General features: G+C 47.2%; 25 protein-coding genes. 10 read left to right on the top strand and 15 right to left on the bottom strand.

The window, feature by feature from the left end; translation table 11 throughout:
• Nucleotides 1–61: 61 nt before the first annotated feature.
• The 8 genes from KJS94_RS06570 to KJS94_RS06605 form a co-directional block, all read right to left on the bottom strand.
• Nucleotides 62–718, bottom strand: coding sequence for a LysE family translocator (locus KJS94_RS06570; protein ID WP_214446511.1), 657 nt, complete (start codon nucleotides 716–718; stop codon nucleotides 62–64).
• Between the two features lie 46 nt (nucleotides 719–764).
• Nucleotides 765–1829: an ATP-grasp domain-containing protein gene (locus KJS94_RS06575; protein WP_214446512.1), complete on the bottom strand. Its 1065-nt coding sequence runs from the start codon at nucleotides 1827–1829 to the stop codon at nucleotides 765–767.
• Nucleotides 1826–2557, bottom strand: coding sequence for an NRDE family protein (locus KJS94_RS06580; RefSeq protein ID WP_214446513.1), 732 nt, complete (start codon nucleotides 2555–2557; stop codon nucleotides 1826–1828). The genes KJS94_RS06575 and KJS94_RS06580 overlap by 4 nt, the downstream gene beginning before the upstream one ends.
• Nucleotides 2545–3045 carry a hypothetical protein gene (locus KJS94_RS06585; protein WP_214446514.1) on the bottom strand — a complete coding sequence of 167 codons (501 nt, stop codon included), beginning with the start codon at nucleotides 3043–3045 and terminating at the stop codon, nucleotides 2545–2547. The genes KJS94_RS06580 and KJS94_RS06585 overlap by 13 nt, the downstream gene beginning before the upstream one ends.
• A gap of 112 nt (nucleotides 3046–3157) precedes the next feature.
• Nucleotides 3158–3706, bottom strand: a complete 549-nt coding sequence (locus KJS94_RS06590; RefSeq protein WP_214446516.1) for a YceI family protein — start codon at nucleotides 3704–3706, stop codon at nucleotides 3158–3160.
• Nucleotides 3707–3824: 118 nt separating this feature from the next.
• Nucleotides 3825–4256 (bottom strand): DoxX family protein, encoded by a 432-nt coding sequence (locus KJS94_RS06595; RefSeq protein ID WP_214446517.1) that lies wholly within the window; start codon nucleotides 4254–4256, stop codon nucleotides 3825–3827.
• The gene (locus tag KJS94_RS06600; RefSeq protein WP_214446518.1) at nucleotides 4253–4726 is read right to left on the bottom strand and encodes a YHS domain-containing (seleno)protein; all 474 of its coding nucleotides are present in this window, start codon (nucleotides 4724–4726) and stop codon (nucleotides 4253–4255) included. The genes KJS94_RS06595 and KJS94_RS06600 overlap by 4 nt, the downstream gene beginning before the upstream one ends.
• A 54-nt stretch (nucleotides 4727–4780) precedes the next feature.
• Nucleotides 4781–5476: a Crp/Fnr family transcriptional regulator gene (locus KJS94_RS06605; protein WP_214446519.1), complete on the bottom strand. Its 696-nt coding sequence runs from the start codon at nucleotides 5474–5476 to the stop codon at nucleotides 4781–4783.
• Between the two features lie 142 nt (nucleotides 5477–5618).
• On the opposite strand from KJS94_RS06605, the gene KJS94_RS06610 reads away from it, so the two are divergent.
• On the top strand, nucleotides 5619–6395 hold the full coding sequence (locus KJS94_RS06610) for a (Fe-S)-binding protein (RefSeq protein ID WP_214446520.1): 777 nt from the start codon (nucleotides 5619–5621) through the stop codon (nucleotides 6393–6395).
• A 79-nt stretch (nucleotides 6396–6474) separates the two neighbouring features.
• Here the strand turns inward: KJS94_RS06610 and KJS94_RS06615 are convergent, their stop codons facing one another.
• Nucleotides 6475–7527, bottom strand: a complete 1053-nt coding sequence (locus KJS94_RS06615) for a calcium:cation antiporter (RefSeq protein ID WP_214446521.1) — start codon at nucleotides 7525–7527, stop codon at nucleotides 6475–6477.
• Between the two features lie 75 nt (nucleotides 7528–7602).
• Nucleotides 7603–8235, bottom strand: a complete 633-nt coding sequence (locus tag KJS94_RS06620) for a MarR family winged helix-turn-helix transcriptional regulator (RefSeq protein ID WP_214446522.1) — start codon at nucleotides 8233–8235, stop codon at nucleotides 7603–7605.
• 110 nt (nucleotides 8236–8345) lie between these two features.
• Here KJS94_RS06620 and KJS94_RS06625 point away from each other — a divergent pair, with 110 nt between their 5' ends.
• The 3 genes from KJS94_RS06625 to KJS94_RS06635 all read left to right on the top strand — a co-directional run bounded on the left by KJS94_RS06625 (nucleotide 8346) and on the right by KJS94_RS06635 (nucleotide 12366).
• Nucleotides 8346–10799 carry a TonB-dependent receptor gene (locus tag KJS94_RS06625; RefSeq protein ID WP_214446523.1) on the top strand — a complete coding sequence of 818 codons (2454 nt, stop codon included), beginning with the start codon at nucleotides 8346–8348 and terminating at the stop codon, nucleotides 10797–10799.
• Nucleotides 10800–10900: 101 nt separating this feature from the next.
• The gene (locus KJS94_RS06630) at nucleotides 10901–11794 is read left to right on the top strand and encodes a hypothetical protein (protein WP_214446524.1); all 894 of its coding nucleotides are present in this window, start codon (nucleotides 10901–10903) and stop codon (nucleotides 11792–11794) included.
• 47 nt (nucleotides 11795–11841) lie between these two features.
• Nucleotides 11842–12366, top strand: a complete 525-nt coding sequence (locus KJS94_RS06635) for a hypothetical protein (RefSeq protein WP_214446525.1) — start codon at nucleotides 11842–11844, stop codon at nucleotides 12364–12366.
• Nucleotides 12367–12390: 24 nt separating this feature from the next.
• On the opposite strand, the gene KJS94_RS06640 is transcribed toward KJS94_RS06635, so the two are convergent.
• The gene (locus KJS94_RS06640) at nucleotides 12391–12852 is read right to left on the bottom strand and encodes an SRPBCC domain-containing protein (RefSeq protein ID WP_214446526.1); all 462 of its coding nucleotides are present in this window, start codon (nucleotides 12850–12852) and stop codon (nucleotides 12391–12393) included.
• A 132-nt stretch (nucleotides 12853–12984) separates the two neighbouring features.
• Between KJS94_RS06640 and KJS94_RS06645 the strand changes: the two genes are divergently transcribed.
• A complete protein-coding gene (locus KJS94_RS06645) occupies nucleotides 12985–13314 on the top strand; it encodes a hypothetical protein (RefSeq protein WP_214446527.1) in 330 nt (109 codons plus the stop codon).
• Between the two features lie 647 nt (nucleotides 13315–13961).
• On the opposite strand, the gene KJS94_RS06650 is transcribed toward KJS94_RS06645, so the two are convergent.
• Nucleotides 13962–15695, bottom strand: coding sequence for a glycoside hydrolase family 13 protein (locus KJS94_RS06650; protein ID WP_214446528.1), 1734 nt, complete (start codon nucleotides 15693–15695; stop codon nucleotides 13962–13964).
• 302 nt (nucleotides 15696–15997) lie between these two features.
• Entirely contained in the window at nucleotides 15998–17461 is a 1464-nt protein-coding gene (locus tag KJS94_RS06655) for a GH1 family beta-glucosidase (RefSeq protein WP_214446529.1), read from the bottom strand.
• Between the two features lie 743 nt (nucleotides 17462–18204).
• Here KJS94_RS06655 and KJS94_RS06660 point away from each other — a divergent pair.
• Both KJS94_RS06660 and KJS94_RS06665 read left to right on the top strand, forming a co-directional pair.
• The gene (locus tag KJS94_RS06660) at nucleotides 18205–19077 is read left to right on the top strand and encodes an alpha/beta hydrolase family protein (protein WP_214446530.1); all 873 of its coding nucleotides are present in this window, start codon (nucleotides 18205–18207) and stop codon (nucleotides 19075–19077) included.
• Between the two features lie 187 nt (nucleotides 19078–19264).
• Entirely contained in the window at nucleotides 19265–19774 is a 510-nt protein-coding gene (locus KJS94_RS06665; protein ID WP_214446531.1) for a hypothetical protein, read from the top strand.
• 95 nt (nucleotides 19775–19869) lie between these two features.
• Here the strand turns inward: KJS94_RS06665 and KJS94_RS06670 are convergent, their stop codons facing one another.
• Together KJS94_RS06670 and KJS94_RS06675 are read right to left on the bottom strand one after the other, a co-directional pair.
• Nucleotides 19870–21213, bottom strand: a complete 1344-nt coding sequence (locus tag KJS94_RS06670) for a sensor histidine kinase (protein WP_214446532.1) — start codon at nucleotides 21211–21213, stop codon at nucleotides 19870–19872.
• A complete protein-coding gene (locus KJS94_RS06675; RefSeq protein ID WP_214446533.1) occupies nucleotides 21203–22561 on the bottom strand; it encodes a sigma-54-dependent transcriptional regulator in 1359 nt (452 codons plus the stop codon). Before KJS94_RS06675 ends, KJS94_RS06670 begins: the two co-directional genes overlap by 11 nt.
• A gap of 347 nt (nucleotides 22562–22908) precedes the next feature.
• Between KJS94_RS06675 and KJS94_RS06680 the strand changes: the two genes are divergently transcribed.
• The 3 genes from KJS94_RS06680 to KJS94_RS06690 are packed head-to-tail and all read left to right on the top strand — an operon-like array spanning nucleotide 22909 to nucleotide 25091.
• Complete coding sequence (locus KJS94_RS06680; RefSeq protein ID WP_214446534.1) at nucleotides 22909–24165, top strand: efflux RND transporter periplasmic adaptor subunit; 1257 nt, start codon at nucleotides 22909–22911, stop codon at nucleotides 24163–24165.
• A gap of 31 nt (nucleotides 24166–24196) precedes the next feature.
• Nucleotides 24197–24391 carry a hypothetical protein gene (locus tag KJS94_RS06685; protein WP_214446535.1) on the top strand — a complete coding sequence of 65 codons (195 nt, stop codon included), beginning with the start codon at nucleotides 24197–24199 and terminating at the stop codon, nucleotides 24389–24391.
• A 22-nt stretch (nucleotides 24392–24413) separates the two neighbouring features.
• Nucleotides 24414–25091 (top strand): ABC transporter ATP-binding protein, encoded by a 678-nt coding sequence (locus KJS94_RS06690; protein ID WP_214446536.1) that lies wholly within the window; start codon nucleotides 24414–24416, stop codon nucleotides 25089–25091.
• Nucleotides 25092–25111: the final 20 nt, after the last annotated feature.

The following is a 25111-nucleotide window of genomic DNA, read 5'->3' on the forward strand; positions in this document are numbered from 1 at the left end:
CCAAAGACATAAAGAAAGGCCGGCTTGATGCCGGCCTTTTATTTTCTTAGGTAGTCAGATGTCATCTGGCAGACCGTATTTCCATTTGTGGTTTGGTGACAACCCTGTAACACTGGATCCCCGCAGATAACAGAAAAACAATCCCCACCAGTATATTCAGGAATTTTTGTCCTGCATTCATTCTCCTCACCAGCCATTTGCCACCATAAATGAATAGCAACAAGCCTGTCACCGTGCCAATCCCAATACCCAAGGTATAGACATTAAAAGCCAGGGTTGTAGATTGCAATAGGTGGATACTGAAAAGGTAACTGCTCCAAAGGAACCAGAAAGGGATCTGTACAGGGTTGACGGCACTCATGCTTAATCCCAGGAAAAAACGGTTCATCTTGTTATCCAGCAGGATATTCATGCGTTCTCCCGGTGCTGCCATAGCTGCCCGGATGCTGCTGATACCCAGGACCAGGAAAAGGACCACTGTCACCCATTCCAGTATATAAAAGATCCGCTGGTTGGACATGATCCAGTCCACACCTTTGAGCGAAAGACGCACATAAATGATCTCCACCAGGGCTACCCCTGCCGCGAAGGCCAATGCCCTCCTCGTGTTCTCCTGGACAGCGATCTGCATGGCAGAGATATTCAGTGTCCCCAGGGGAAGGCTCCCCAGGAAGCTGATCAGCATTCCTGCACCGAATATCTTGAATAAAGCGATCATATTGGCTATAGCTTGGTTCCCTAACGTTTATCTATAACCGATAATATCAGGGGTACATTTGGGCCACCTTCCGTTCAAACTCCGTATTGTCGCGGAACATCTTTCTCCCTTCCATGAAGGTCAGGTAAGGTACGCCTTTCTTGTGGTTGAGCCGGCTTACCCGGAAAAGGATGAACCAATGCCTGATGATCTCCTTCCAGGCAAAGAACAGGGAGTGCTTAGGATCATACATATGGGTTGGTTCGGATCCGGCCCCATTCAACTCAATGATGGAGAAATCCCTGCCTTCCCTTAAAGAGGTCCAATCCTTATAGCGAATATCCAGCCTGCCATAATAGAACCCGTCGATCCGCTTACAGATGCCATCAATGGTCCGCACAAAGGTTGCATCCACCAGATGGGAATCATCAAGGAATTTTGCCCCACGGGCATGGTTGCCATAAGGCACGAGTTCCTTCTTTTCCCCATTGGGCAATATGGCTTCCAGACCTTCGCCATACATCCTTTCCAGTACAGGCAATTGAAGGATAAACCGTTTATCGAGCAGGAGCAGTTGACGGATCGTGCTTCTACCATCCCCTATCACCCCCAGGAATTCCTTTTGTACAACACCTGTCACATGGCCCATTTCACTTCCCGGATAACGATAATAGAAGATACCTACCTCCCTGGCAAAAGGAACATACTCCTGCACCAGGAAATCAAGTGGTGAACTTGCTGCATAGACCCGCAATTCATTTTCATTCGCCAGTTTCTTCACCCCCCTTCCCCTGCCGCCTACATCAGGCTTGCCGATCAATGGATAGTTGAAGCCTCTTTGCTTTACCTCCTCTACCACGGCTTCGGGTGAGCATGGCAGTGGGAAATAGATGGTCTTCGGATAATATTCTTCAGGAATGATGTCATAGATCGCCTTCTTGGACTCCATCAGGAAACCGCCATAATCAATGGTTGGATTGGAGGCCGAGAAAAAAAAGAAAGACCTCGCCCTGGCGCAGAGCAGGAACCAGACAGGCAGGATAGGTACATAAACAGTATTGAATGACCAATACTCCCAGTTCAATAGTTTGATAAAAAACGGGCGGTGTAAAATCCTTTGGCTCCAATTCATGAGGGTAATTCCGGAACATTTGAGTATTCCAGTCCGGCCTGGTATTTCTTGTTCTCCTGCAGATCGTGATAGATCATCCTTATTGACTGTTCCGTTTTTTCCATGCAGGTAATGCTGACAGTAAGCATTTCCCCATTCCGGTTCATCCGGAGGCCGTTGTACAGATCCCCATTGCCCCCGAATTGGTGAAAATACTGGATGGCATAGGCATCAGGCATGGGATTATTGCCCAGCCACTCATTGAACCAGGCCCTACGCCTGTCGATCACCTCCTGGTCATATAGCGTAACTGATGACCAGATTTGGGGAAGCCACGGATCCAGTTCTGTGATATGCTTCTTCTTTCCATCCCAACGATGTTCCCTTAACAGGCCTTCCTGTAAAAGGATAAGGGTAAAGGGTTCAATATTGTGGAGATCGATACGCTGGTAGGCACCGAACATATCTTCATTGGCTACTACATCCAGGAAGATCATGCCCCTGCTCCTTCTGTATGGATAAACTGGTTCATGCTTTACCAATCCCCCGTTCAATAATACAGCCAGGTGTCCGGCTTCATGCATGGCAACCCAGGTCCCATGGGCATCCGGGTCACGAGGATATACCAGTTTTACCCCATTCACTTCATAAGAAGTGGGAGGAATAGCTATCCCCCTGATCTTTTTCTCATCCCTGTTGGAAGTGAGGAAGACCTTATCCCTGAACGGTAAATAGGTTACTGTGCACATTGCTTACGATGCTTCATGGTAGAGGAAGCCACACCAAAACCTTCGGGCAGCTCAATATCGGAAAGTTCAAGTATGCCTACCTTGATCAGCGCCATATGGTGGATGGTATGCTCAAGGTTATAAGCGATCTCCCGTTCGAAATTGGAATCAATGGTCAGTGCATCATTGGAATCATCATTATAAGATGCCTCCAGTACCAAAGCTTTGTTAGGACGGTTGAGGTCTGTATAGGTGGCATTCAACAGCTGGAGGGCAAATTCCTTGTCCGTCTCGATCCTCACATCCCTCTTCCTTTTCTCATAGTTCACGCTGCCGGTCTCGTAACCACTGAGCAGGCAATGGAACATTTCAATGATGTGACGGGTATGTTGGCCAATAGTAGCCCCTGATAGGTGTTTGGATGGCAGGCAATACTTGCTGTTGTCCAGCAATTGAAGTGTGGCACTCAACTGGCCAAACACATGTTGAACGGCGTTTCGTAATTGCATTACGGATATACTTATGGTTTACTGGCAAGCACAAAAGCACTTAACCATTTTCTAATATAAGGTTTTTCAAAAAACGAAAATCAACAGCCCCGGCCAATCCTTGTTCCAGCCATTATTCCTCAGCAAAAACACTTAGCTGGACCGTCACTTTATCGGCCATGCTTAGGCTCTTTCCTCCAACACCAAAATCGCGCCGATTCAAGTCAAAACCGCCTTCGAACAGCCAGCCACCCGCCTGTTTTCTTGCAAAGAATGGAAAGCGAATCGGCTTACTTACCCCCTTAATGGTCAGCAGGCCTGCGAAAATAAAGGTTCCTTCCTTTGATCCAGCCTGAATGGTGGAGGAACGGAGGATAATTTTCGGGAATTGGTCAACATCAAAATATTCAGCCTTCCGCAAATGGCCATCCCGCATGGTATTGCCTGTATTGATAGTGGAAGGTTCGATCATCGCATTGAAAACAGAATGCTCCGGCCTGCTGGGATCAAAGACAGCCTTGCCAGATAGCCCCTTTATACTGCCATCCACTGTAAACCCAAAATTCCGGATGCTGAAGGCAACCCTGGACCGGTTCTCCACCAAATTGAATTCCTGTGCCAGGGCCATACTTGCCATGCCACAAAGGAGCGCTACCAGTACACAATTCCGGGCAAAAGTCATCCTGCAAAAACTATTTCCCAGAGCAACAGCTAAAGAACTGATTTTGTTGTTGCTGAATCAGGTAAAAGACTATTCTGAATAGTATTTGAGAGAGATGGCAGTGGGTTTATTGGATGCTTTATTGTGGCAATTGCCTGGCCTTATTTTTTACAAACAACCTGAGATGTTGGAGTAACCGGTACAGTTTTTCCCTATCCATGATCAATACTATAAATGCGCAAATAAGGGCAATCAATGCATATATGAACAACCAGGGATCCCCGTCAAAGAAAATACCCAGCCTGGTAAGATGGGCAACCACCGCACCTAACATTAGCCCCGCAACCATCAATGCTCCCCAAATCATAGTACCAGGCACCAATATCAAAACCCCGGCAATCAACTCAAGTATCCCTAGCCCAATCCTACCCCATGGTTCTACCCCTAACAGGGAAAACAGTTTAACCGATTGCGGGTGGGCAGTAAACTTAAAGAATAAGGTCTGGAAAAGGATCAGGGCTGCAATAATCCTTGCCGACCAGTTTACCATTTTAAATTGGAGCTTATTCATAACTTACTTTTCTTGTTGATTATCGAAGTCCAATTGCGTTCAGCCTGGGCTTTTAAACGGGATTCATCCTTATTCCAACTCACCAGTGTATTATTGAAAAACTTATTGTAAAAAAGGTACAATTTTCCATTGATGATCTTGAAAGTCTCCGGGTCTACTGGCACCTTATCCCCGGATTTTCCCATTGCATAAGCACACCATCCCCCGTAGGCAGGAAGGTATTGTTGCGGGGATTTCCTGAATAATTCCAAATTGCCTGTTGAGGAAAAATAATAGGTAGCCCCATTATAAGAGAGTTTTATGGACCCATCTCCCTTTACTGCCCTGTTTTGTTGTTGATAGGCAACAGCATCATAACCATCCAGGGCAATGCCATCGTGGAGGTTCAACAATTGAGGGGAAACAGGCTGGGCGTCTGTTTCTTCCAATACCACCATGAATAAAGCGAAAAGAAGTAATATATGCTTCATGAATCTTGATTATGAAACCAAAGCTATTGATGAAGCATAAGTGCGGATGGTCAGCTAGCTGACATTTGCCAGTTTTTGCAGCTCCTTAACGTTATAAACATGGATGAGCCCCTTTTCTATTCTGATCCATTGCATGGTGGCCCAATCATTTAATAGGGTCGTTACAGTTTGGCGGGAGGACCCGATCAGTTGTGCCATATCCTCGTGGGTCAGGAAATGTTCTATAACCAATTCATTTTCCCCTCCTGGTGATTTTATTGGCATCATCAAAAGGAAATTAGCCAGGCGGGAAGGGACATCCCTGCGTAACAGGTTCAAAAGCCTGTTCTCAACCTGCTTCAGCTGATGTCCGACCTGTTTGGAAAAACGCAAAGCAATATTGGGTTTCTTTTCCAACAACTTTTCAAAGTCGTGGATATTAAAGGCACATAAACTTACATCAGATTTATAGGCTCGTGCGAACTCGCCATTCAGGTTGGTCCTTTCAAGGGTAATCTGTCCAAACACTTCACCCTTATAGATGATCTCCTTCACCACTTCCTTGCCGGAATCATCAATATACCCAAGCTTAATACAGCCTTGTTTCAGGAAATACAATTTATTATGGAAATGGGAATCAAAGTACAAATACTCATCCTTCCTGGCCTCAACAAAGCGATGGATAATGTTCAACTCTTCATATTCCTCATCACTGATATGGGACCAGAGATCATAATTCCGGATCAATAGCAGATGTTGATCAACCGTCATCGAGGCTTTATTTGATTCAATTTACACCATTTGGCAAAATTCTGCAGAAGTCTAACCCCACCTAAATCCCAATAGTTTCGGTCCTGAACGATTTGTTGTGAATTCCACCAATTCTTCTAGATTTACAAAAATTATTGATTGCATGCAGGTACCTACTATGGCTGAACTGATGGCAAGCGGCGAGACCCCTGAAGTACTGTTCTGGGTGGGCTGCGCCGGCAGTTTCGATCAACGTGCCCAAAAAATAACGAAAGCATTTGCCCATATCCTGAATACAGTTGGCGTAAAGTTTGCCATCCTGGGAAAAGAAGAGATGTGTACGGGCGATCCCGTACGCAGGGCAGGGAATGAATTCATGTTCCAAATGATGGCCTACCAGAATATCCAGATCCTGAATGGCTACGGTATCAAGAAGATCGTGACCACCTGTCCCCACTGCTTCAATACCCTTAAGAACGAATACCCTGAATTGGGAGGGACTTATGAAGTTATCCACCACGCCACTTACCTGCAGCAGCTCATTGATGAGGGCCGCATCAAACTCAAGGATGGCGGCAGTTTCAAGGGAAGGAAGATCACCTTCCACGATAGCTGTTACCTGGGAAGGGCCAATAATATTTATGAAGCACCCCGCAAGGTACTGGAAGCCCTGGATGCAGAACTGGTAGAGATGAAGCGCTGCAGGGCCAATGGCCTTTGCTGTGGTGCGGGTGGTGCCCAGATGTTCAAGGAGGAAGAAAAAGGAAGCACCCGTGTGAACTGGGAAAGAACCAATGAGGCCCTGGAAACAGGCGCCAGTGTGGTTGCTTCGGCCTGTCCTTTCTGCAATACCATGATGACCGATGGCATCAAGACCAAAGAGAAGGAAGACAGTGTACAGGTGCTCGATATTGCTGAAATGATCGCCGCGAATCTTTGATCAGTATTCCCCATGTATAAAATAAAAAAGGTCCCACCCGGACCTTTTTTTATTGGAAGCCATCACCGGTTGGCCAGTATTAGGGGACCAGCATCAACTGCAAATAGGTTAAGAAGATCACGACAAGTACCACACCCTGAAGTATGGTGGTCCTGCCTGTACTCAATGACATCACCAATACAAAAAGGGAGAGGATGAACAGGACCATCAATTCTGGTGATATGCCCAAAGACAATGGAAGTCCGGTAAACAGGGAAACAAAGGCAACGGCAGGGATCGTCAGGCCCGTTGTTGCAAGTGCCGACCCAATAGAGAGGTTGAGGCTCTGCTGCAATTGATTGTTTCGTGCAGCCTTGACTGCAGCGATGCCTTCCGGTAATAATATTACCGTTGCAATGATCACACCGGCAAGCTCCCTCGGGGCGCCTACTTCATCAATGAATTTCTCCAACTCAGGTGCCAGTGACTCCGCCAGCAAGACCACTACCAGCAGGTTAACAGGCAATAAGACCAGGCTCCTGATCGCAGTGCGCTTATCGGGACGTTCATGAATTTCCTGGTTTGCATTACCACTTACGAAATCATCGCGGTGCTTGATATTCTGGACAAAAAGGAAAGCTCCATACAATACCAGGGTTATGATGGCTACAAACAACAATTGTTGCCCGTTGTAAAAAGGTCCGGGAATGGATTGCGTGAAATTGGGAAGGATAAAGGTAAGCACAGAAATAGCGACCAATACCGTGAGCGCAGACCGCACCCCTTGCAAGGAAAAGACCTGGTCGCGGTGTTTCCAGCCCCCAACCAAAACAGACAAACCCACCAATCCATTTAAAATGATCATGACAGCGGAGAAAACGGTATCCCTGGCCAATCCGGCCTGGTATTGACCACCTTCGAACATCAGGGAAATAATGATGGACACTTCAATGATGGTCACCGACAAAGCCAGCACCAAAGCACCATAAGGCTCCCCTACCCTTTGCGAAATGATCTCCGCATGATGGACCGCATCCATTACAGCAGCAAGCAATGCCAATACTGCGAGAACAAGCAGTACCGGAGAATGGAAACTTTGATTCAGGAAAAAAATGATCCAGGCCAGTATCGGGATGGCAAAATGCTTGATCATACGATGGGGGATATTTCTGTATGGAAGTAATATTAACAAAATACCACATACAAAATATCCTATCGGACCATTTACTCATTCACCCTTACCCTGCATCAGTTCGCTGACCTGAAGGATCTGGTGGCGACGGCTATGGTATTGGTCCAATTTATCCAGCAGCCGGAAAAGGGTTTGCTGTTCTGAGGGTTGAAGCGCTGCCAGGGCATCTTCCACTTCCGATAAATGCTGGAAGGCTTTCACCAGCTGCTGCCGGCCCTTGGCACTAATGGTAATGTAAGAAGAACGGGCATCATCGGGATTCTTCTTCTCCAGGACGAGGCCATCCCTTTTCATCCGCTTCAGGAGCTCACTCCCGGTAGGGATCTCGATCAGGCATTGTTTCAGGAGTTGGGTCTTGGTAGCCTTAGGGAGGTACAAAAGGGTAGCCAGTACAATGAATTCATCCTCACTCATGCCTGCCGCTTTCATCTGTGGCTTCGACAGTTGGTGCACAAAGCGTTCCAGCCTTCCCAGCATGATGGCGGACCTCACCGACAACCCCATTCCTTCATACCCTGCAGGGTATCCTTGTTCATTGGTCTCAAAAGAAGCTGAGGCCTGCTTGTTCTCCTTTCCAAGCCCGGGCTGTTCCCTGATCAGCCAAACGCCAAAGGCCGTGGCATCAGGGATACCCCCTTCGGCCAGGTAACGCTGCCATATGTGCTCCATTGCTGACATGAGGTAAAAATAGCAATTAATTCAATATTGAAATTTTTTATTTCAATATTGAACTTTATATAACTTTGCCTGTTCCTATGTGTAACAAACCAAATTGCATTATGATCAATCGATTATTGAAAAAATGGATGCTTACCCTGGTCGGGAATATCCTGACCCTGGCACTGGTTGCCCAGACAGGGAGCATAAGTGGGACCGTGATCGACAAGAATACCCTCCAGCCATTGGCAGGGGTAAGCCTTATCCTGCAACCCGGCAATACTGGCCAAACCTCATCCGACAAAGGAACCTTCCGATTCGATGGCATCACACCGGGCACCTATTCCATCGCCCTGACCGCCATCGGCTACCAGTCGAGGACCTTACCCAACCTGGTGATTACCACGGGAAACGAACAAACCCTAACCATAGAACTTGAAGCCAGTGCCTCTACCCTCACAGGCGTGGTGGTCAGTGGCAGGAAAAATACAGCCCGTGCCACCAGCCTGGAAAGTCCATTGAGCATCCAGCGGCTGACCACGGAAGACATCAAGGCCAACCCCGGTGGAAATTTTGACATCAGCAAAGTGATCCAATCCCTTCCCGGCGTTGGCGGTGGTGTTGGCGGCGGCGGCTTCCGCAACGATATCATCATCAGGGGTGGCGCACCCAGCGAGAATGTGTTTTACCTGGATGGTATTGAAGTACCCATTATCAACCACTTCAGCACCCAGGGCAGCGGTGGTGGTCCACAAGGTATCCTGAACGTAAGCTTTATTGAAGATGTAAAGCTGAGCAGTTCGGCTTTTGATGCCCGTTATGATAACGCACTGAGCAGCGTATTCCAGTTCAAACAGAAGAATGGTAACAGCAAGAGGCTACAGGGCAATATCCGCCTGAGTGGTACCGAACTGGCAGCCACCTTTGACGGCCCCATCAGCCCTAAAACCACTTTCCTGGCCAGCGCCAGGAGGTCCTACCTTGATTTCCTCTTCAAAACCCTCGACCTTCCCATCAGGCCCAATTACTGGGATTTCCAGTTCAAGACCACTACGAAACTGAATGATAAAATGACGCTCAACTTCCTGGGCGTGGGGGCTATTGATGAATTCCGTTTTGCCGCACCCAAGGAAGCAACACCGGAAAAGCTCTATGCCATCAATAGCAGCCCGATCATCAACCAGTGGACCTATACCATCGGTGCCTCACTGCGTCGCCTGACCGAAAACGGCTATTGGAACCTTTCACTAAGCAGGAACACCCTTGATAACCAGTCGGACAAGTATGAGGACAATGAGGATCCCAAACCGAGTGAAAGGACCCTGCTGATCAAAAGCCGGGAAACGGAGAACAAATTTCGCTTCGATGTGACCAATAACATTAATGGCTGGAAGCTCAGCTATGGTGCTTCACTCCAGTACATCCAGTTCGATAATGAATTCTTCCAGCGCTTCCGTCCCCAGCTGACCGACGAGAATGGCAATATCATCCAGGAAGCCGAAACCCTGACGAGCCTCACAGATGAATCCTTCCTTCGCTATGGCGCTTTTGTACAGGCCGGCAAAAGGGTATTGAACGATAGGCTGGCCCTGAGTGCAGGGATCCGCGTGGACGCCAACAACCTGGAAAATGGAGAATCCAATCCCTTCCAGCAGTTCAGCCCGCGCATCAGCGCTTCCTATGCCCTTACCGAGAAATGGAATATCAGCGCCAGTTATGGGTTATACTACCGGTTGCCCAGCTATACCCAGCTCTTTTACCAGAACCTGCTCAATAGTTCTATCATCCTGAATCCCGGAGATTATATCCGCAGCAGCCATTGGGTGGCCGGGCTGGAGTTCCTGCCTAGCAGCACTACGAGGTTTACACTGGAAGGCTTCTACAAGAAATACAGCAATTACCCGGTGAGTGTGTTGGATGGCATCAGCCTGGCCAATAAGGGAACAGAGTTTGGGGCGATCGGCAACGAGCCGGTGACGCAGGATGGAAAGGGCCGGGCCTATGGTTTCGAGTTCTTTGCCCAGCAAAAACTTACCAGGCGATTCTTTGGTATCCTAAGCTATACTTTCTATCGTTCTGAATTTACGGATATCAGTGACCGTTATATCAGGTCAAGCTGGGACAACCGTCATTTACTGAGCACCACACTCGGGTATAAATTCAACCGCAACTGGGAATTGGGATTGAAATTCCGCTACCAGGGAGCAGCCCCCTATACCCCCTTCGATATGCCAGCCAGCCAGTTGAATTACCTGACATTGGGCACCGGGGTACTGGATTACACCAATACCAATACGTTGGAGTTGCCTGCCTTTCATGCCAGCGATATCCGCATCGATAAAAAATGGAACCTGAGAAGGTTTACCCTTGACCTCTACCTTGATATCCAGAACTGGTACAATTCACAGAACCCAGGACTACCCCAGTACACCTTCAGGAGAAATGCAGACAATACTGCTTTCGTGACCACAGACGGTCAGCCCATCCAGCAGAACGGGAGCAATGCCATACCAGTGATCCTGCCCAATGATGAATCCAGGGTCCTGCCAACGATCGGCTTTATTATTGAATTCTAGTTGGTAGAAAACGGATTTGAAACAATCTTGAAATGGCCATGATGGACAAGTATGGCACTGATTAAGTAAATTGTCCATCAACTATGGTCCCCCATCTATTCATGAGATATTTCCTGGTTGTCATCTTTTTGATGCTCAACCAGGAAATATTTTCACAGGGGAATCACTACCCGCACTTCTATACACTCAATCCCCGGCAACAAGCTGCATTGGCCATGCTGGAACAATTTGACACCAGTGCCGGGTCAAGGTTTTGGCCAGCAATAAAGCCCGCAGCATTCCTTTCCAACCTTCGAAGGAATATCATCTATCCATCCATGATCAACCAGGGGGAGAACACCAATTTTTGCTCCTATGCTGCCATCACCCATATTCTCATTACTTACCAGCCCGATGTCTACGCTAAAAGTATGATCACGCTATACAGGGAAGGAATAGATACTTTAAATGGGAAGAGGCTTCAGCCAACCAAGAAAGTAAGGGATAATGCAGGTAGTTTAAAACGTAAGGGCGAACTGGATATCCTTCCTGCCAACCAGCTCTGGTTCCTTACCCTTGCAGACGAATACAGGAGTTACCTTAATTTACTTGACCCCTCCTTTGATCCGGGCAACGAAAATGACTTATGGGCCGCCAGCAACTATGGGAAATTCAACAGGATGTTACGCCAGTTAGGCGGCTATCAATTGGAAACCGCAGGATCAGACCTGATCAGGCCATGGAAAAATGAATACCTTAATTACCTGTCCAAACAACTTAAAAAAGGAACCGTCATTTTATATGTGAACAACTCCTACCTGCATGCCAGCAAGTACAGTATTTTCAAACTACGCATGCCCACCCATTTTATTGTCTTATATGATATCCAGCCCGCAGGGGAAATGATCCTGATCAAATACTGGGATTATGGCTTGAAAACGCAACAACTTATTCCACCGAAGCGCTTAAGAAAACTCATCTTCGGCATCACCACCATTCTACAGGAAGAGCCATGAAAATAGCCTATACCATATTATTTGTGGCGTTTTCAATTTCAATGACCATGTCATGTGCTATAGGATCCAAAAGGAAAACAGCCGGGTATTATTTTGAAAACAAGGAGGCTATAACCCAGGTCAGGAGGTATTATGACGCATTGTACAAGATCCAACCTTTTTCCTTTGGCTTTGCCGATAAGAAATTCAAGCATTATACCATTGAAGTTACTACTGATACCATTCGTTATATCTACAATACAGACCAAAGCAGGGATGAAATGTATGCTACCATCCTACAATCTGATTATGACACCATCGTTTTAAAGGACATGGCCGAGCAGATGAAAGCAATCAAATGCCTGTGGGTAGACAAATCCTCCTTCTACCTGGATGGGCAAAAAGAAACCGTTACCTTCCTTTCATTTAAGTCAGTCCTTATTGACAAACCCTTTGTAGAGAATAAGTATTATACATTGGTTTTCTTCGATACGCTCACCACCCACCCGGAGATCAAGGCCAGGGTAAAACGTGGGGAGTTCCACCAAATTGATGACAAGGTTTTCTTCACCATTGGCAATCGCTTCAGGTAATCAGGATTATTGCACGACAAAATATCAGATCATTGCCAGCTCCGCTTCCAGTTTATCGAGGTTCTCTTCATTCTTTTCGGTAACAAAGGAGCGCATGCTGGAACAGGTACTCTCATCGAGGAAGATCATCTGGTATTGCACCAGGGTCTTCTCCGGAGTGATCTCCTCGAGGTCAACCTGCACCTGGAACCTGGGATGGGAATGATGATTCCAGGCGATCCTGTCATAAGGAGCGATATGCACAAACTCACACTCATTCAGGTAGGACTTACCATCCGGGCCATGCATGGTGAATTTCCATTCACCCCCCGGCTTCAGGTCAAAAACCTCGATGGAATTGGTAAATCCCCTGGGCCCCCACCAGTTACCCAGATGCCTCGGATCGGTCCAGGCTTTGTACACCTTATCAATTGGTTTGGTGAAAATCCGTGTAGTTTTTATGGTTTTTGTGGCCACATTAGGTAAAAGCGCAGGAATTAAATGCATATTGGTCAAATTTTGTAGTGATTACTGCTAAAAACAACCCATATAAAATTAAATAATATGACTTAAAACTGGCAATCATTTTTTGGGAAAAATTCATTATCTTAAGTTTCAAGACCCCTCAAAACGATTGCTATGGCTACCATTGCTGCTATTGACCCAGCTGTTCTGCGTCAATGGATGGAACAGAAACTGGATATTGATACCATTCGCGAATCATTGGCATCCTCAGGGCTTGATGAAAGCGCCATAGAAGAACACATCAAGGCCTTTAAAAAAGCCCGGAATTCCCGTCGCCAATTCATCGGATTCATTTTATTGTCGGTTGGCGGATTCCTTGGCTTCATCAGCACGGTCTTTTCCCTGGTCAATCCCATACCGGAGATCTTCAATCTGGTTTTGTACGGGCTCACTTCCATTGCACTGATCATAATTTGTGCGGGATTGTATTACATTTTTGAATAAGCGTTAACCGAAAACATTTCCATCGGGTCCCCTTCGGGAGGCCCTGATGGAGTGAGAGGGTATTGGCGTCGTTCATTGTAGCCATGCAATTATATGCTGCGCCGCTGTTGCGTGTTATCACCAACAGCCCCTAAACATATACAATCAACAATGTTAGCTGATAAGGTGAATTATCTAACCTCATCAGGGTCTCCCGAAGGGGGCCCTTAACCCCAGCGGGGTCTCCCGAAGGGGACCCCGATGTATAAAAGGTGAAATATGTATGCATCCAACAGTTAACCTAACCTTCCAACTAACCGTTGGTCATAAGACACAACGGGGGCGATAGGGAGGTTATTAAATCGTCTCTACTAATAGGGGTTTTCTTCTAAAGTCATCGATGAATTTCTCTCCTACTATTCATCAGGGTCCCCTTCGGGAGACCCTGCTGGGGTGAAGATATAGGTACCATCTAGCCTCTTCGGGAGACCCTGATGGGGTGAAGATATAGGCGCCATGTAGCCCTTTCGGGAGACCCTGCTGGGGTGAGAAAATATTATCTCCTCAGCGGGGTCTCTCGAAGAGGACCCCGATGGAAAAAGAATTCGGAGCTATTCATCAGGGTCCTTTTCAGGAGGCCCTGATGGATGAGAAAGGGGAAATGCAAACTATAACTGTACCACCAGGGCTTCATAGGGCCTGAGGTTCACCCATGAGTTTTGTTTCAGGCTTAAATTAGTGCTATTGTAATTAGACAGGATGATCCTGTAGTTACTTAAATCAATCCCTGCATTGGCCTGTGTATTCTCTTTGCTGAAATTCAACAATACCAGATATCGCTTCCCCTCCCATTCCCGCAGGTAGGCATAGACGTTAGGATTGTCCTTATCCAGCAACCTGTAGCTTCCATAAACCATGGCGGGATGGGTTTTGCGCATGGCGGTGAGCTTCCGGAAAAAATTCAACGTACTATTAGGATCCTTCTCCTGGGCGGCGGCATTGATGGTGGCGGCGTTGGCATTAACCTTGATCCATGGCGTTCCACTGGAGAACCCGGCATTCTTCGAGGCATCCCACTGGAAGGGCGTACGGCCATTGTCCCTGCTTTCAAACGCAATCCGCTTAAGGTAAGCAGCCAGGTCGCCGCCTGTTTGCTGTAAGCGCTTGTACTCGTTCAGGGTCTGGATATCCCTGTATTCCTCAATACGGGTGAAACCGGCATTCGTCATAGCCAGTTCATCGCCATTGTAATAGTAAGGTGTACCGCGCATGGTCATGAGGAAGGTGCTCAGCATCTTGGAAGAAAGGTCCCGGTACTTGGGGTCATCATTCCCGAAGCGGCTCACCAACCGGGCCTGGTCATGGTTAGCCAGGAAGATCGACAACCACCCACGTTCCGCAAAGGCGCTATCCCAGCGACTGAATACTTCCTTGAAATGCTGCAGGCTATAGCCCTCCATTCTGGCAATATCCACCCCTTCAAAGGCATAGGCCATATGCAGTTCCTTCCTCCGGGCGTCCACCAGGTTATGGGCGTCCTCAAAGGAATTACCCGCCCCCTCTGCCACCGACATCACATCATATTTGCTCAACACCTCCTTATACATTTCCTGCAGGTAACCATGGAGGTTACCCTGCATGGCATAATATTTCACGAATTGCTTTTCATAGCCTTTAGGGAATTCCGGCCAGGTGGTGTCCTTCGCAGCGAACTGGAAGGCATCGAGCCGGAACCCATCAATCCCCTTATCCCCCCAGAACTTCATGATATCATATACTTCCTGACGCAGTTTGGGATTCTCCCAGTTCAGGTCGGGCTGCTTACGTGAGAAGTAGTGCAGGTAATAAGAATTGGTCAGCGAATCATACATCCAGGCGTCATGGTTTACATCGAACAGGCTGTAACGGTAAGGGGGTTTACCATCCTCCGCATTCCACCAATGGTAATAGTTGCGAAAGGGATTTGTGCGGGAACTCTTCGCCTGTTTGAACCATTCATGCTCATCACTGCTATGGTTCACCACGATATCCATCACCAGCCTGATGCCGCGATCATGCAATCCCTTAAGCAGCGCATCGAAATCGGCCATCGTCCCAAATTCCTTCATGATATTGCGGTAATCACTCACATCATAGCCATTATCATCGTTAGGGGAAGTATAGATCGGGTTCAGCCAAACCGCATCCACCCCAAGACTCTTGATATAATCCAGGCGGGAAATGATGCCTTTCAGGTCACCGATCCCATCACCATCACTGTCCTGGAAGCTACGAGGATATATCTGGTAAACGATGGCTTCCTTCCACCATTTTTTAGTGGATACTTCTGTTGGCTGGGCATAAGAAAGGTGAAAAGGCAACAGGCAGCTGAGCAGACCGGCAATACGGAACAGTTGTTTCATGTTCTGGCAATGGTTAATAAAGGGAAGTTAAGCAATGCTTATGGCTTCAGGAACCGAATACGGTTGCGGTGGGAAAAAGGCAGCAAATGTCCCTCATTACCTCAAATTCAATCCAAGCCAAGAAATTGAGCAACATTTCTACCCCAAAAAACGTGAACGCCAAACCTAACATAGGTATCCTGCGAAGGAGATCACCATAGGATTCAGGAACCAAGCTCCAGAACTTATGGCCGGATCTACAATACTACTTTGATACCCTTAAGTAAAATCTTGATACCATTATTCCCCTCCTTTTTACGCCATTACAAAACCCGACCGGCTTTTATAACTTCCCTGTAAAAATCAGCACTAAGCTTGGGGATCCGTTGTAAGGTTTTATAGTCCACATAGTACAGCCCAAAACGTGTAGCGTAGCCGGAAACCCATTCAAAATTGTCCATCAGGCTCCAATGGAAATATCCCTTAACCGGAATGCCTTCCTCGATAGCCTGCTGCATATTTAACAGGTAATTGCGTAAAAACATGACCCGGTCTGTATCGCATATTCTTCCTTCCTTATCCTGCTCGTCTGCCGCGCCACAACCATTTTCTGTTATGTAGATTTCCTTAACGCCCCATATTTCCTTCATGTGCCTGGGTCCCCAATACAGGGCCTCCGGACCTACATAGTGCCATGAAGAAGCCATTTTAGGATGAACCTTAGTAAATGGTAGCAATTCGTATCCAGGTTTAGCATCCGATGCCATCACATAATGATTCGGCATGTAGACATTTATCCCTGCAAAATCAACAGGCGTACCAATTGCTTTCATTTCGGCCTCGGTAAACCGTGGGGCATCCTTTCCTTCCTTTTCCAGAAACTCATTGGTGTATTGGCCTTCAAGCATAACGGTCAGGTAACCGGCATTCAATTGCCTTGTCGCTTCCTGTGCCGCCTTGATATGCTCTGGTGTTGCAATGGCCGGTACTGCATTGACCATGTTTTCAGCGGGACCTGCTTTAACACCCGGTGCTGCGGCCTTAATGGCTTGCATGGCCAGTCCATGCGCCAAAACCACATGGTGCCGCACCTGGTTCAGGTCTTTGCGTGAGAGTTTAAGGCCGGGAGCCAGCAATCCGGTTCCATGCCCCCATTCAACAAAGGTGAACATCTCATTCAGGGTGAAAAAATGCTTAACCCGATCTCCCAACTGACTGGCAACATAGCCTGCATAAGCTGCAAAATGTTCCGCAATTGATCTGGATTGCCATCCTTTCTCCCGCGCCTGCAATGCCTGGGGAAGGTCCCAATGATACAGGGTAGCGAAAGGTTGAATACCGTTTTCCAATAAGGTATCCACCAGGCGTTTGTAGAAATCTATCCCTTTCTGGTTGGGGCTACCCTTTCCTTCAGGAAAGATACGCGGCCAACTAATGGAAAAACGATAAGCATTTGTTCCGAGGGCCTTCATCAAACCCACATCTTCCCGATAGCGGTGGTACATATCTACCGCAACATCGGCATTCCAATTGTTCTTGATCTTGCCCGGTGTGTGCGAAAAAATATCCCAGATGGACTTGCCCCTTCCATCCTCATTGACCGCTCCTTCTACCTGGAATGCGGCAGTTGCTGTACCCCAGTAGAATTCTCCAGGAAATGGCCGGCTGGGTTGAGGATCTGCTTCTTTAGGGGATGCTGCAATTGCTTCTGCTGCCTTTACCAGGCCAGACAATCCCAGCCCGGTGGCGCCCAATGCTTTGAGAAGTTTTCTCCTGTTTGATTCCATTTTGATAAGATTTCAGGTAATTAGATGTTGAGTTACCAAAAGGACAAGGACTACATTACATCCTTTGCCTTAAAGGCATCTTCAATGAAATAGTAAAAATGGGAATTTGCCCTAATTGGACTGTACAGCCAACTGTGCTATCATCCTTCAAAGTGTTCCATGAGGGGAACAGCAATAAAGCCAGTGCAATGGATATTACTATCATAAGAAAAGGTTTAATGAATACTGCCAACGAACAGGCCTTACCAAGGAAATGATTTCAGGGGACGGAAATACACTTGATGCCATTGATCTTTTCGACAATAACTGTAATCAATGGAAACTTAAAACTAATATATAATAAAACAATAATACAATTCTATCAGGCCATTTTATTTTAAACTTATTTTTCCTGCATAGACCAGTAAGGAGTTAGCCACTATATCTTCCAACAGCTCCCTTCGAGCGGAATTGAAAAGAATTTGAGTAATAATCAGTTTAGTGAATGATTTGACAAAAGTGTTCATTGCACCCTAAAAAAGCAAAGATGCCTACCCCAACTTATACAGTGAACCTAGACCCCAACCTTTCTAGTGGATAAGCAGTAAAGTAGATTATCGGGAAAGAGTATATTTTTAAGTTAAACTGGCTTTAACGGGTTTGATAGCACTACCAACTTCAGTATTTTCAGTATTGTCACCTTATTTCTTACGATCAAGATTGGTAAACCACACTGATCTACCTTAAACCAAAGGACCTATCCAATGATATCTGAAGAAATTAGCACTAACCTTGGTTATACGATCAATGCAACTGTTTATAAGGCAAGCCCTGGTGATAAAGTATTGATCATTGCTTCAGCTACCGGTGTTAAGCAAGGTTTTTACAAGAAGTTTGCTGATTTTATCTCTTCAAACGGCATTACGGTTATAACATTTGACTATGCAGGAATCGGGAAATCCTTAAAGCAGCCCATCAAAAAAGTTCCCGTCAGTGTGAAGGATTGGGGAATGAATGACCTGGAAGCTGTCATTCGGTTCACAAGAAAAACATATCCTACTGCTCAGCTCAGCCTGCTGGGCCATAGTATTGGTGGGCAACTGGTGGGATTGGCTCAATCTTCATACGAGCTTAATCAACTGATACTGGTTGCAGCACAAAGTGGCTATTGGAAATGGTGGAAGGGAACCGATCGTATGAAAATGTGGCTAAACTGGCATATCCTTTTTCCTGTCCTTATAAATACATTTGGTTATATGCCTTCCAAAAAGATCAGTGGCATGGAAAACCTGCCTAAGCATGTAGCCAGGCAATGGAGTTCCTGGGGGAGAAAGGCCAATTACCTCTTTGATGAAATTCCGGCAGACGCATTGCATTACCATAAGATAACCGCCACTATCCTGGCCATTAGTATTGAGAAAGATTTCTACGCCCCTCAGAAAGCGGTCGACTGGCTATCTGGAAAATACCTTAACGCCCCGGTGAAAAAGCTACATCTAACAGCCGAAGAATATCATTCCAATGAAATTGGGCATTTTGGGATCTTTCGTGAAAATTTTGCTGAATCTATTTGGAAAATGATCCTGAATGAACTGGAAGGCCTGGTTAGCCAACCTATAGATAATAACAACACATAATTTAAAAAATCAGATCCTGTTAAAAATCTGAAAAGTGTAACTCATTATCAGCCCGGATATTGTCACATATATGCCTAATAGTCCCATCATCTTGATATTTCAATACACCTACCACCAATAAGCCTTGCTATCTGACCACAAGAGGGAAACTTTTTTTGAGAATTCACCTGATACCTACCTTTGCCCCATGAACCTCGAATACAAACACCTCTTACCCGCTGATTTTGCGCCGATGAGCCGTGTATGGGTCTACCAGAGCAACCGCATCTTCGGGATGATGGAAGCCCTGGCGCTGGAACCGATGCTGCAGGAATTTGTAGAAGGCTGGAACAGCCATGGGGCAAAAGTGAAGGGTTATGCCAACCTGTTTTTCGGGCAATTCATCGTGATCATGGCCGACGAAACGCATACGGATGTGAGCGGTTGCAGTACGGATAGCTCAGTTCGGCTGATCAAGCAGATCGAACAGCAATTCAATGTGAACCTCTTCGACAGGCAATTGCTGGCTTTTGTGGTGAAGGATAAATTGCAGGTCCTGCCATTGGCCCATGTGAAGCATGCAGTGGAGAATGGATTCATTACTGGTGATACACTTTACTTCAATAACCTGGTGGCAACAAAGGCCGAACTGGAAAACAACTGGATCATCCCGGTAAAGGACAGCTGGCTGAAGAGCAGGCTGGCGATAACAGCTTAATTTTTTGCCACAAAGACACGAAGGCTCGAAGGGACACGAAGGTCATGGAGGCTTCGTGTGTACTTCCTGTCTTAGTGCATTTGTGGCGAAACAAACTAAAACTGCAAACTAAACGCAGTCCCCTCCCCTTCCACACTCTGCACCTGGATAGTACCCTTATGCAGCATCATGATCTGCTTGCATAAGCTCAGGCCAATCCCACTACCGCTTTTCTTCGTACTGAAGAAAGGAATGAAGATCTTATCCAACACCTCTTCCGGCATACCTGCCCCATTATCTGCCACTTTGATCACCGTACGCTTATTGGCATTCTGGAATGCAGACAGCACGATCCTCGGCGTAGGCCGGTCCTTCACCGCATCAATGGCATTGACCAGCAGGTTGATCAGCACCTGGTCTACCAGGTTGGTATCGGCTTCCAGCATCAGCTCAGGATCCTTCAAAACTATCTCCAGCTCAATATTGAGTTGATCCAATTTAGGCTGCATCAGCTGCTGCAGGTTCTGGAAAAGGTCCAGCACATATACTTTCGACAAATTGAGCGAAGTGATCTTATTCAGGCTGCGATAGGTCTCCGCAAAGCGCAATAACCCTTCACTCCTCCGCTTGATGGTCTCGATGCCCACTTCCAGGTCATCAAGTGTGCCGGTATGGTCATTCATTTTATCCATCGATTCATGCAGCCTGTTCTTCAGTGTAGCTGCCAAGGAAGAGATTGGCGCAACAGAGTTCATGATCTCATGGGTCATCACACTGAGCAATCGCTGCCAGGCCTTCGATTCCGTCTCATCCAAAGCCTCATTCACATTCTGGAAGGCAATGAGCTTATAAACTTGTGCTTCGGTCTGGAAGACCGAGCAGGACACCAGCACCTTAAAACTACCCTTCTCCAGATGGGCAGTCGCGATCTTCACTTCACCGGGCTTGATGCCACTGATCGTTTCGGCCAGTTCCGCATCGCGCCTGGCCAGGGAATTAATGGTTTTGAGGTAAGGGATCTGCAGCATCCGCTTCAATGATTCATTCATCCATACCACTTCCCCACTCTTTAGTTCAAAGGAAAGTATCCCGGTATCCACTAATTCAAGGATGCGTTGCAGGTACTGGTACTGGGTCTCCTTCTCCTTACTGATCACCTTGAAAGTAGTATTGATCTCATTGAAACCCTGTCGAAGCGGTTGAAGGTCTGCTGGTGCAGCCTTCACATCAAAATAGCGGGAGAAATCGCGGTAATGCACCGACTCCACAAATTGTTGCAGTTCATTGTGTGCCTTCATCTGGAACCGGTAAAAATCATAGGCCAGCCAGGCCAGAAGGGGGGCCATGATAACAGCATAAATATAATAGCCCTTGATCACCAGCCAGGCAGCAACGCATAGCAGGGCGAACAATGCCAGGATGCGCAGGATGATGCGGCTTTCAAGACGTTTAAATATCATATTTACTGAGTCTGCGGTAAAGGGCTGTCCGGGTCAGGCCCAATTCCCTGGCCGCCCGGGTGATATTGCCATTGTGCTTGTCGATCACTTTCAGGATGGTATTCTTCTCCAATGCACTGAGTTTGGTCTCATCCTGCTCCTCTGTTCCTCCTGCCGGGAATTCTATGGGCGAGAACAAGAGGTCCTTTGCTTCCAGCACATCACCATCGAGCATGATCACCGCCCTTTCAATGGTGTATTGCAATTCCCGCACATTACCCGGGAAGGGATAGGTCTCCAGTTTCTCAATGGCAGTGCGCCCCAGGGAAGGTTCGGGCTTGAGGTATTTATTGCTGTATTGCTTGATGAAATGCCTTGCCAGTAATAGGATATCGCCATCCCGTTTGCGCAAGGGCGGCACCATGATCTCGACCGTATTGATCCGGTAGATCAGGTCGCGACGAAAACGGGTTTCGTTCGCCAGTTCTGCCAGGGGGACGTTGGTGGCACAAACCAACCTGATGTCGATAGGAATGGGAATATTGGATCCCAGCCGCGTCACCTGGCGGTTCTGCAGTACACTCAACAATTTCGCCTGCTGCTGCAGGCTGATATTACCGATCTCATCGAGGAATAAGGTTCCCGCATTGGCCATTTCAAACCGGCCTTCCCTGTCCTCACGGGCATCTGTAAACGCACCTTTCTTATGGCCGAATAATTCACTTTCAAAAAGGCTTTCGGTCAGGGCTCCAACATCCACTTTTACAAATGGCCTTTCTGCCCGCAGGGAATACTGGTGGATGGCCTTGGCGATAAGGTCCTTACCCGTACCATTCTCCCCCAGTATCAGGATATTCGCATCTGTAGGGGCGATCTTCTCGATCTTATAGAGGATATCCTTCATGGCCTCCGATTCACCCAGTAACTCATTACCGATCACGGATGACTTATCACGGCCAGGAATACCCGAAACATTTTCCGTTTTGCGGTTCAACGCTTCCTTGATGGTGGCAAGCAACCTTTCGTTATGCCAGGGCTTTACCACAAAATCAGAAGCACCTTCCTTGAGGGAACGAACGGCCAGGTCAACATCACCATAGGCGGTGATCATGATCACGGCCGCATCTGATTTGAACTCCCGCACTTTACGGAGCCAATAGAGGCCTTCATTACCTGTATTGATGGAACTGTTGAAGTTCATGTCCAGCAATATGAGGTCAAACTTCTTTGCTGCAAGCTGGTTGCGCAGGTTCTCAGGGTTCTTTTCCGTTACTACTTCCCTTGCTTCGGTCTTCAGTAATAAGCGCACTGCGGTGAGTACATCGGTATCATCGTCAATGATAAGTATGGTTGCGTTCTTCAGGTTCATGCCTGTGTAGAGTTGAAGGTTTCGTGTTTAGTTGGTTCGTCGCAAACAGGGAAAGTTGGAAAGGGAAACCTTATGGCAATGATAGGAAATTTTATGTTCTTAAAAGGGGCCACTAAGGCACCAAGGCACCAAGGCTCACAAAGGTCATATGGCCTTCGTGTGTTCTTAGCGCCTTCGTGCCTTGGTGGCCCAGTTATTCCATACAAAACCGAACAATAACTGTATCGAAACCGAACAGTTTTGAACTTGTCTAGAATTCAAAACTAACTGTATTTCAATTGTTTACAATTCTGGCACGGCGTTCCATTACCATTAACTGTTCGCAAACAGAAGAAAAACAAATTACCGTGGACAGAGTCATCGAAAAAAAGAAATGGACAACCAAGAAGATCCTCACCATTACCGGGATCACGGCTGTAGTTGCACTGGTAGCCGGCAGTTTCTATTACACCTCCGGCGCCAGCAAACTGAATGTGGATACCGAAAGGATCACGATCAGTGAAGTGAAGAAAGCTGCTTTCCAGGAATTCATCCCAGTTAATGGCGTGGTACTGCCCGTGACCACCATTTACCTTGATGCCGTAGAGGGCGGCCGGGTGGAAGAGAAATACGTGGAAGATGGTGCCATGATGAAGAAAGGGGAACCCATCCTTAAACTCAGCAATACTGACCTTGAACTAAGCTTATCCAACCAGGAAACACAGGTGTTCAATGTATTGACCCAGATGCAGATCTCGAAGAACAATGCTGACCAGAACACCATTACCCGCCTGAACCAGATGGCCGAAGTTGACAATGCACTGAAGGAAGCAGAGCGCCTCTACAAAGTGAACAGGCGCCTCTACGACCAGAAGGCCATTGGTTCCCAGGAATTCAAATCCTCTGAAAACCTCTACCATTACCAGGAAAGGAGGAAGTCCCTGACCAATGATATCCTCCGTAAGGATTCCATCAGCAGCCGCCAGCAATTAAGCCAAATGGAGCAATCCTACGAAAGGATGCAGAATGCGCTGCAGCTGATGCGCCAGAAAGTTGGGGACCTGGTAGTGCGTGCACCGGTGGACGGCCAGCTCACTTCATTGGATGCCGAGATCGGTCAATCCAAGAACAAGGGTGAACGCCTGGGCCAGATCGATGTCCTGAGCGGATTCAAGGTTCGCGTGGATATTGACGAACACTATATCTCCCGTATCTATAATGGTCTGGTGGGCAGCTTCAATTTTGCCGGTAAGGACTACATCCTTAAGATCAAGAAGGTATACACGCAGGTAAACAATGGGCGCTTCCAGGTAGATATGGAATTCGAAGGCCAGGTACCGGAAGGCATCCGCAGGGGCCAGACCCTCCAGATCAGGCTGGCACTGAGTGAAGAGACGCAGGCGGTGCTGTTGCCTAAAGGTGGCTTCTACCAACAAACCGGTGGCAACTGGATCTTCAAGGTATCGCAGGATGGTAAGACCGCTTACCGCACCGATATCCAGATCGGCCGCCAGAACCCTGAGTATTATGAAGTACTCCAGGGCTTGCAGCCGGGCGACAAAGTGGTAACCAGCAGTTACGACAATTATGGCAACATGCAGGAACTCGTCCTGAAAAACAATTAGATCAAATACTGATAACCTTTAAACCTTGATTATGAAAAAGCAAATACTGATGCTGTTGGTGCTCATCCCGCTTTCCGCGCTGATCTCCTCTGCCAACCAGTTTGGAACAAGCTGCAGCATAAACCCATCGGTATTGGGTGCAAAACAGGCATCGGTTACTGATTCGGCCAATACGCCCGATCAGGAAACCGATGCTGCACCACTCCTTATTCTACACTCATTTTAATCAACCATTACAAATCTTATATATGATCAAGATCACAGAACTGGAAAAGATCTACCGCACCGAAGAAGTAGAAACGGTTGCGCTCAACAAACTTTCGCTGGAAGTAAAGGAAGGCGAATTCGTAGCCGTTATGGGCCCTTCCGGCTGCGGCAAATCTACCCTGTTGAATATCCTGGGACTCCTGGATGATCCCGATAAGGGTAGCTTTATCTTCAATGGTATTGAAGTGGCTAATTTCAATGAACGCCAGCGTGCAGACCTGCGCAAACACAATATCGGCTTCGTTTTCCAAAGCTTTAACCTCATAGATGAGCTTACTGTTTTTGAAAACGTTGAACTGCCGCTGATCTATACCGGTGTAAAACCATCGGAAAGGAAAACCCGTGTGGAAGAAGTGCTGGACAAGATGCAGATCATGCATCGCCGCAACCATTACCCCCAGCAATTGTCAGGTGGACAGCAGCAACGTGTGGCCGTAGCAAGGGCAGTGGTGAACCGTCCTAAATTGATCCTGGCCGATGAACCTACAGGTAACCTCGATTCCAGCAATGGTAATGAGGTAATGGAATTGCTCACTGACCTCAATGAGCAGGGCACCACCATCGTAATGGTAACCCATAGTGAACACGATGCCAAATACAGTCACCGCATCATCAGGATGCTGGATGGCCAGACCGTGCTGGAAAACCTTATGGTATAACCTTTCCCAATTGGTAGTTC

Source organism: Flavihumibacter rivuli, from assembly GCF_018595685.2.
GTDB lineage: Bacteria > Bacteroidota > Bacteroidia > Chitinophagales > Chitinophagaceae > Flavihumibacter > Flavihumibacter rivuli.

What these genes read in the sequence shown, in the direction of transcription:
- KJS94_RS06570 (WP_214446511.1), bottom strand. Translation starts at nt 718, where the DNA reads ATGATCGCTTTATTCAAGATATTCGGTGCAGGAATGCTGATCAGCTTC.
- KJS94_RS06575 (WP_214446512.1), bottom strand. Translation starts at nt 1,829, where the DNA reads ATGAATTGGAGCCAAAGGATTTTACACCGCCCGTTTTTTATCAAACTA.
- KJS94_RS06580 (WP_214446513.1), bottom strand. Translation starts at nt 2,557, where the DNA reads ATGTGCACAGTAACCTATTTACCGTTCAGGGATAAGGTCTTCCTCACT.
- KJS94_RS06585 (WP_214446514.1), bottom strand. Translation starts at nt 3,045, where the DNA reads ATGCAATTACGAAACGCCGTTCAACATGTGTTTGGCCAGTTGAGTGCC.
- KJS94_RS06590 (WP_214446516.1), bottom strand. Translation starts at nt 3,706, where the DNA reads ATGACTTTTGCCCGGAATTGTGTACTGGTAGCGCTCCTTTGTGGCATG.
- KJS94_RS06595 (WP_214446517.1), bottom strand. Translation starts at nt 4,256, where the DNA reads ATGAATAAGCTCCAATTTAAAATGGTAAACTGGTCGGCAAGGATTATT.
- KJS94_RS06600 (WP_214446518.1), bottom strand. Translation starts at nt 4,726, where the DNA reads ATGAAGCATATATTACTTCTTTTCGCTTTATTCATGGTGGTATTGGAA.
- KJS94_RS06605 (WP_214446519.1), bottom strand. Translation starts at nt 5,476, where the DNA reads ATGACGGTTGATCAACATCTGCTATTGATCCGGAATTATGATCTCTGG.
- KJS94_RS06610 (WP_214446520.1), top strand. Translation starts at nt 5,619, where the DNA reads ATGCAGGTACCTACTATGGCTGAACTGATGGCAAGCGGCGAGACCCCT.
- KJS94_RS06615 (WP_214446521.1), bottom strand. Translation starts at nt 7,527, where the DNA reads ATGATCAAGCATTTTGCCATCCCGATACTGGCCTGGATCATTTTTTTC.
- KJS94_RS06620 (WP_214446522.1), bottom strand. Translation starts at nt 8,235, where the DNA reads ATGGAGCACATATGGCAGCGTTACCTGGCCGAAGGGGGTATCCCTGAT.
- KJS94_RS06625 (WP_214446523.1), top strand. Translation starts at nt 8,346, where the DNA reads ATGATCAATCGATTATTGAAAAAATGGATGCTTACCCTGGTCGGGAAT.
- KJS94_RS06630 (WP_214446524.1), top strand. Translation starts at nt 10,901, where the DNA reads ATGAGATATTTCCTGGTTGTCATCTTTTTGATGCTCAACCAGGAAATA.
- KJS94_RS06635 (WP_214446525.1), top strand. Translation starts at nt 11,842, where the DNA reads ATGTCATGTGCTATAGGATCCAAAAGGAAAACAGCCGGGTATTATTTT.
- KJS94_RS06640 (WP_214446526.1), bottom strand. Translation starts at nt 12,852, where the DNA reads ATGCATTTAATTCCTGCGCTTTTACCTAATGTGGCCACAAAAACCATA.
- KJS94_RS06645 (WP_214446527.1), top strand. Translation starts at nt 12,985, where the DNA reads ATGGCTACCATTGCTGCTATTGACCCAGCTGTTCTGCGTCAATGGATG.
- KJS94_RS06650 (WP_214446528.1), bottom strand. Translation starts at nt 15,695, where the DNA reads ATGAAACAACTGTTCCGTATTGCCGGTCTGCTCAGCTGCCTGTTGCCT.
- KJS94_RS06655 (WP_214446529.1), bottom strand. Translation starts at nt 17,461, where the DNA reads ATGGAATCAAACAGGAGAAAACTTCTCAAAGCATTGGGCGCCACCGGG.
- KJS94_RS06660 (WP_214446530.1), top strand. Translation starts at nt 18,205, where the DNA reads ATGATATCTGAAGAAATTAGCACTAACCTTGGTTATACGATCAATGCA.
- KJS94_RS06665 (WP_214446531.1), top strand. Translation starts at nt 19,265, where the DNA reads ATGAACCTCGAATACAAACACCTCTTACCCGCTGATTTTGCGCCGATG.
- KJS94_RS06670 (WP_214446532.1), bottom strand. Translation starts at nt 21,213, where the DNA reads ATGATATTTAAACGTCTTGAAAGCCGCATCATCCTGCGCATCCTGGCA.
- KJS94_RS06675 (WP_214446533.1), bottom strand. Translation starts at nt 22,561, where the DNA reads ATGAACCTGAAGAACGCAACCATACTTATCATTGACGATGATACCGAT.
- KJS94_RS06685 (WP_214446535.1), top strand. Translation starts at nt 24,197, where the DNA reads ATGAAAAAGCAAATACTGATGCTGTTGGTGCTCATCCCGCTTTCCGCG.
- KJS94_RS06690 (WP_214446536.1), top strand. Translation starts at nt 24,414, where the DNA reads ATGATCAAGATCACAGAACTGGAAAAGATCTACCGCACCGAAGAAGTA.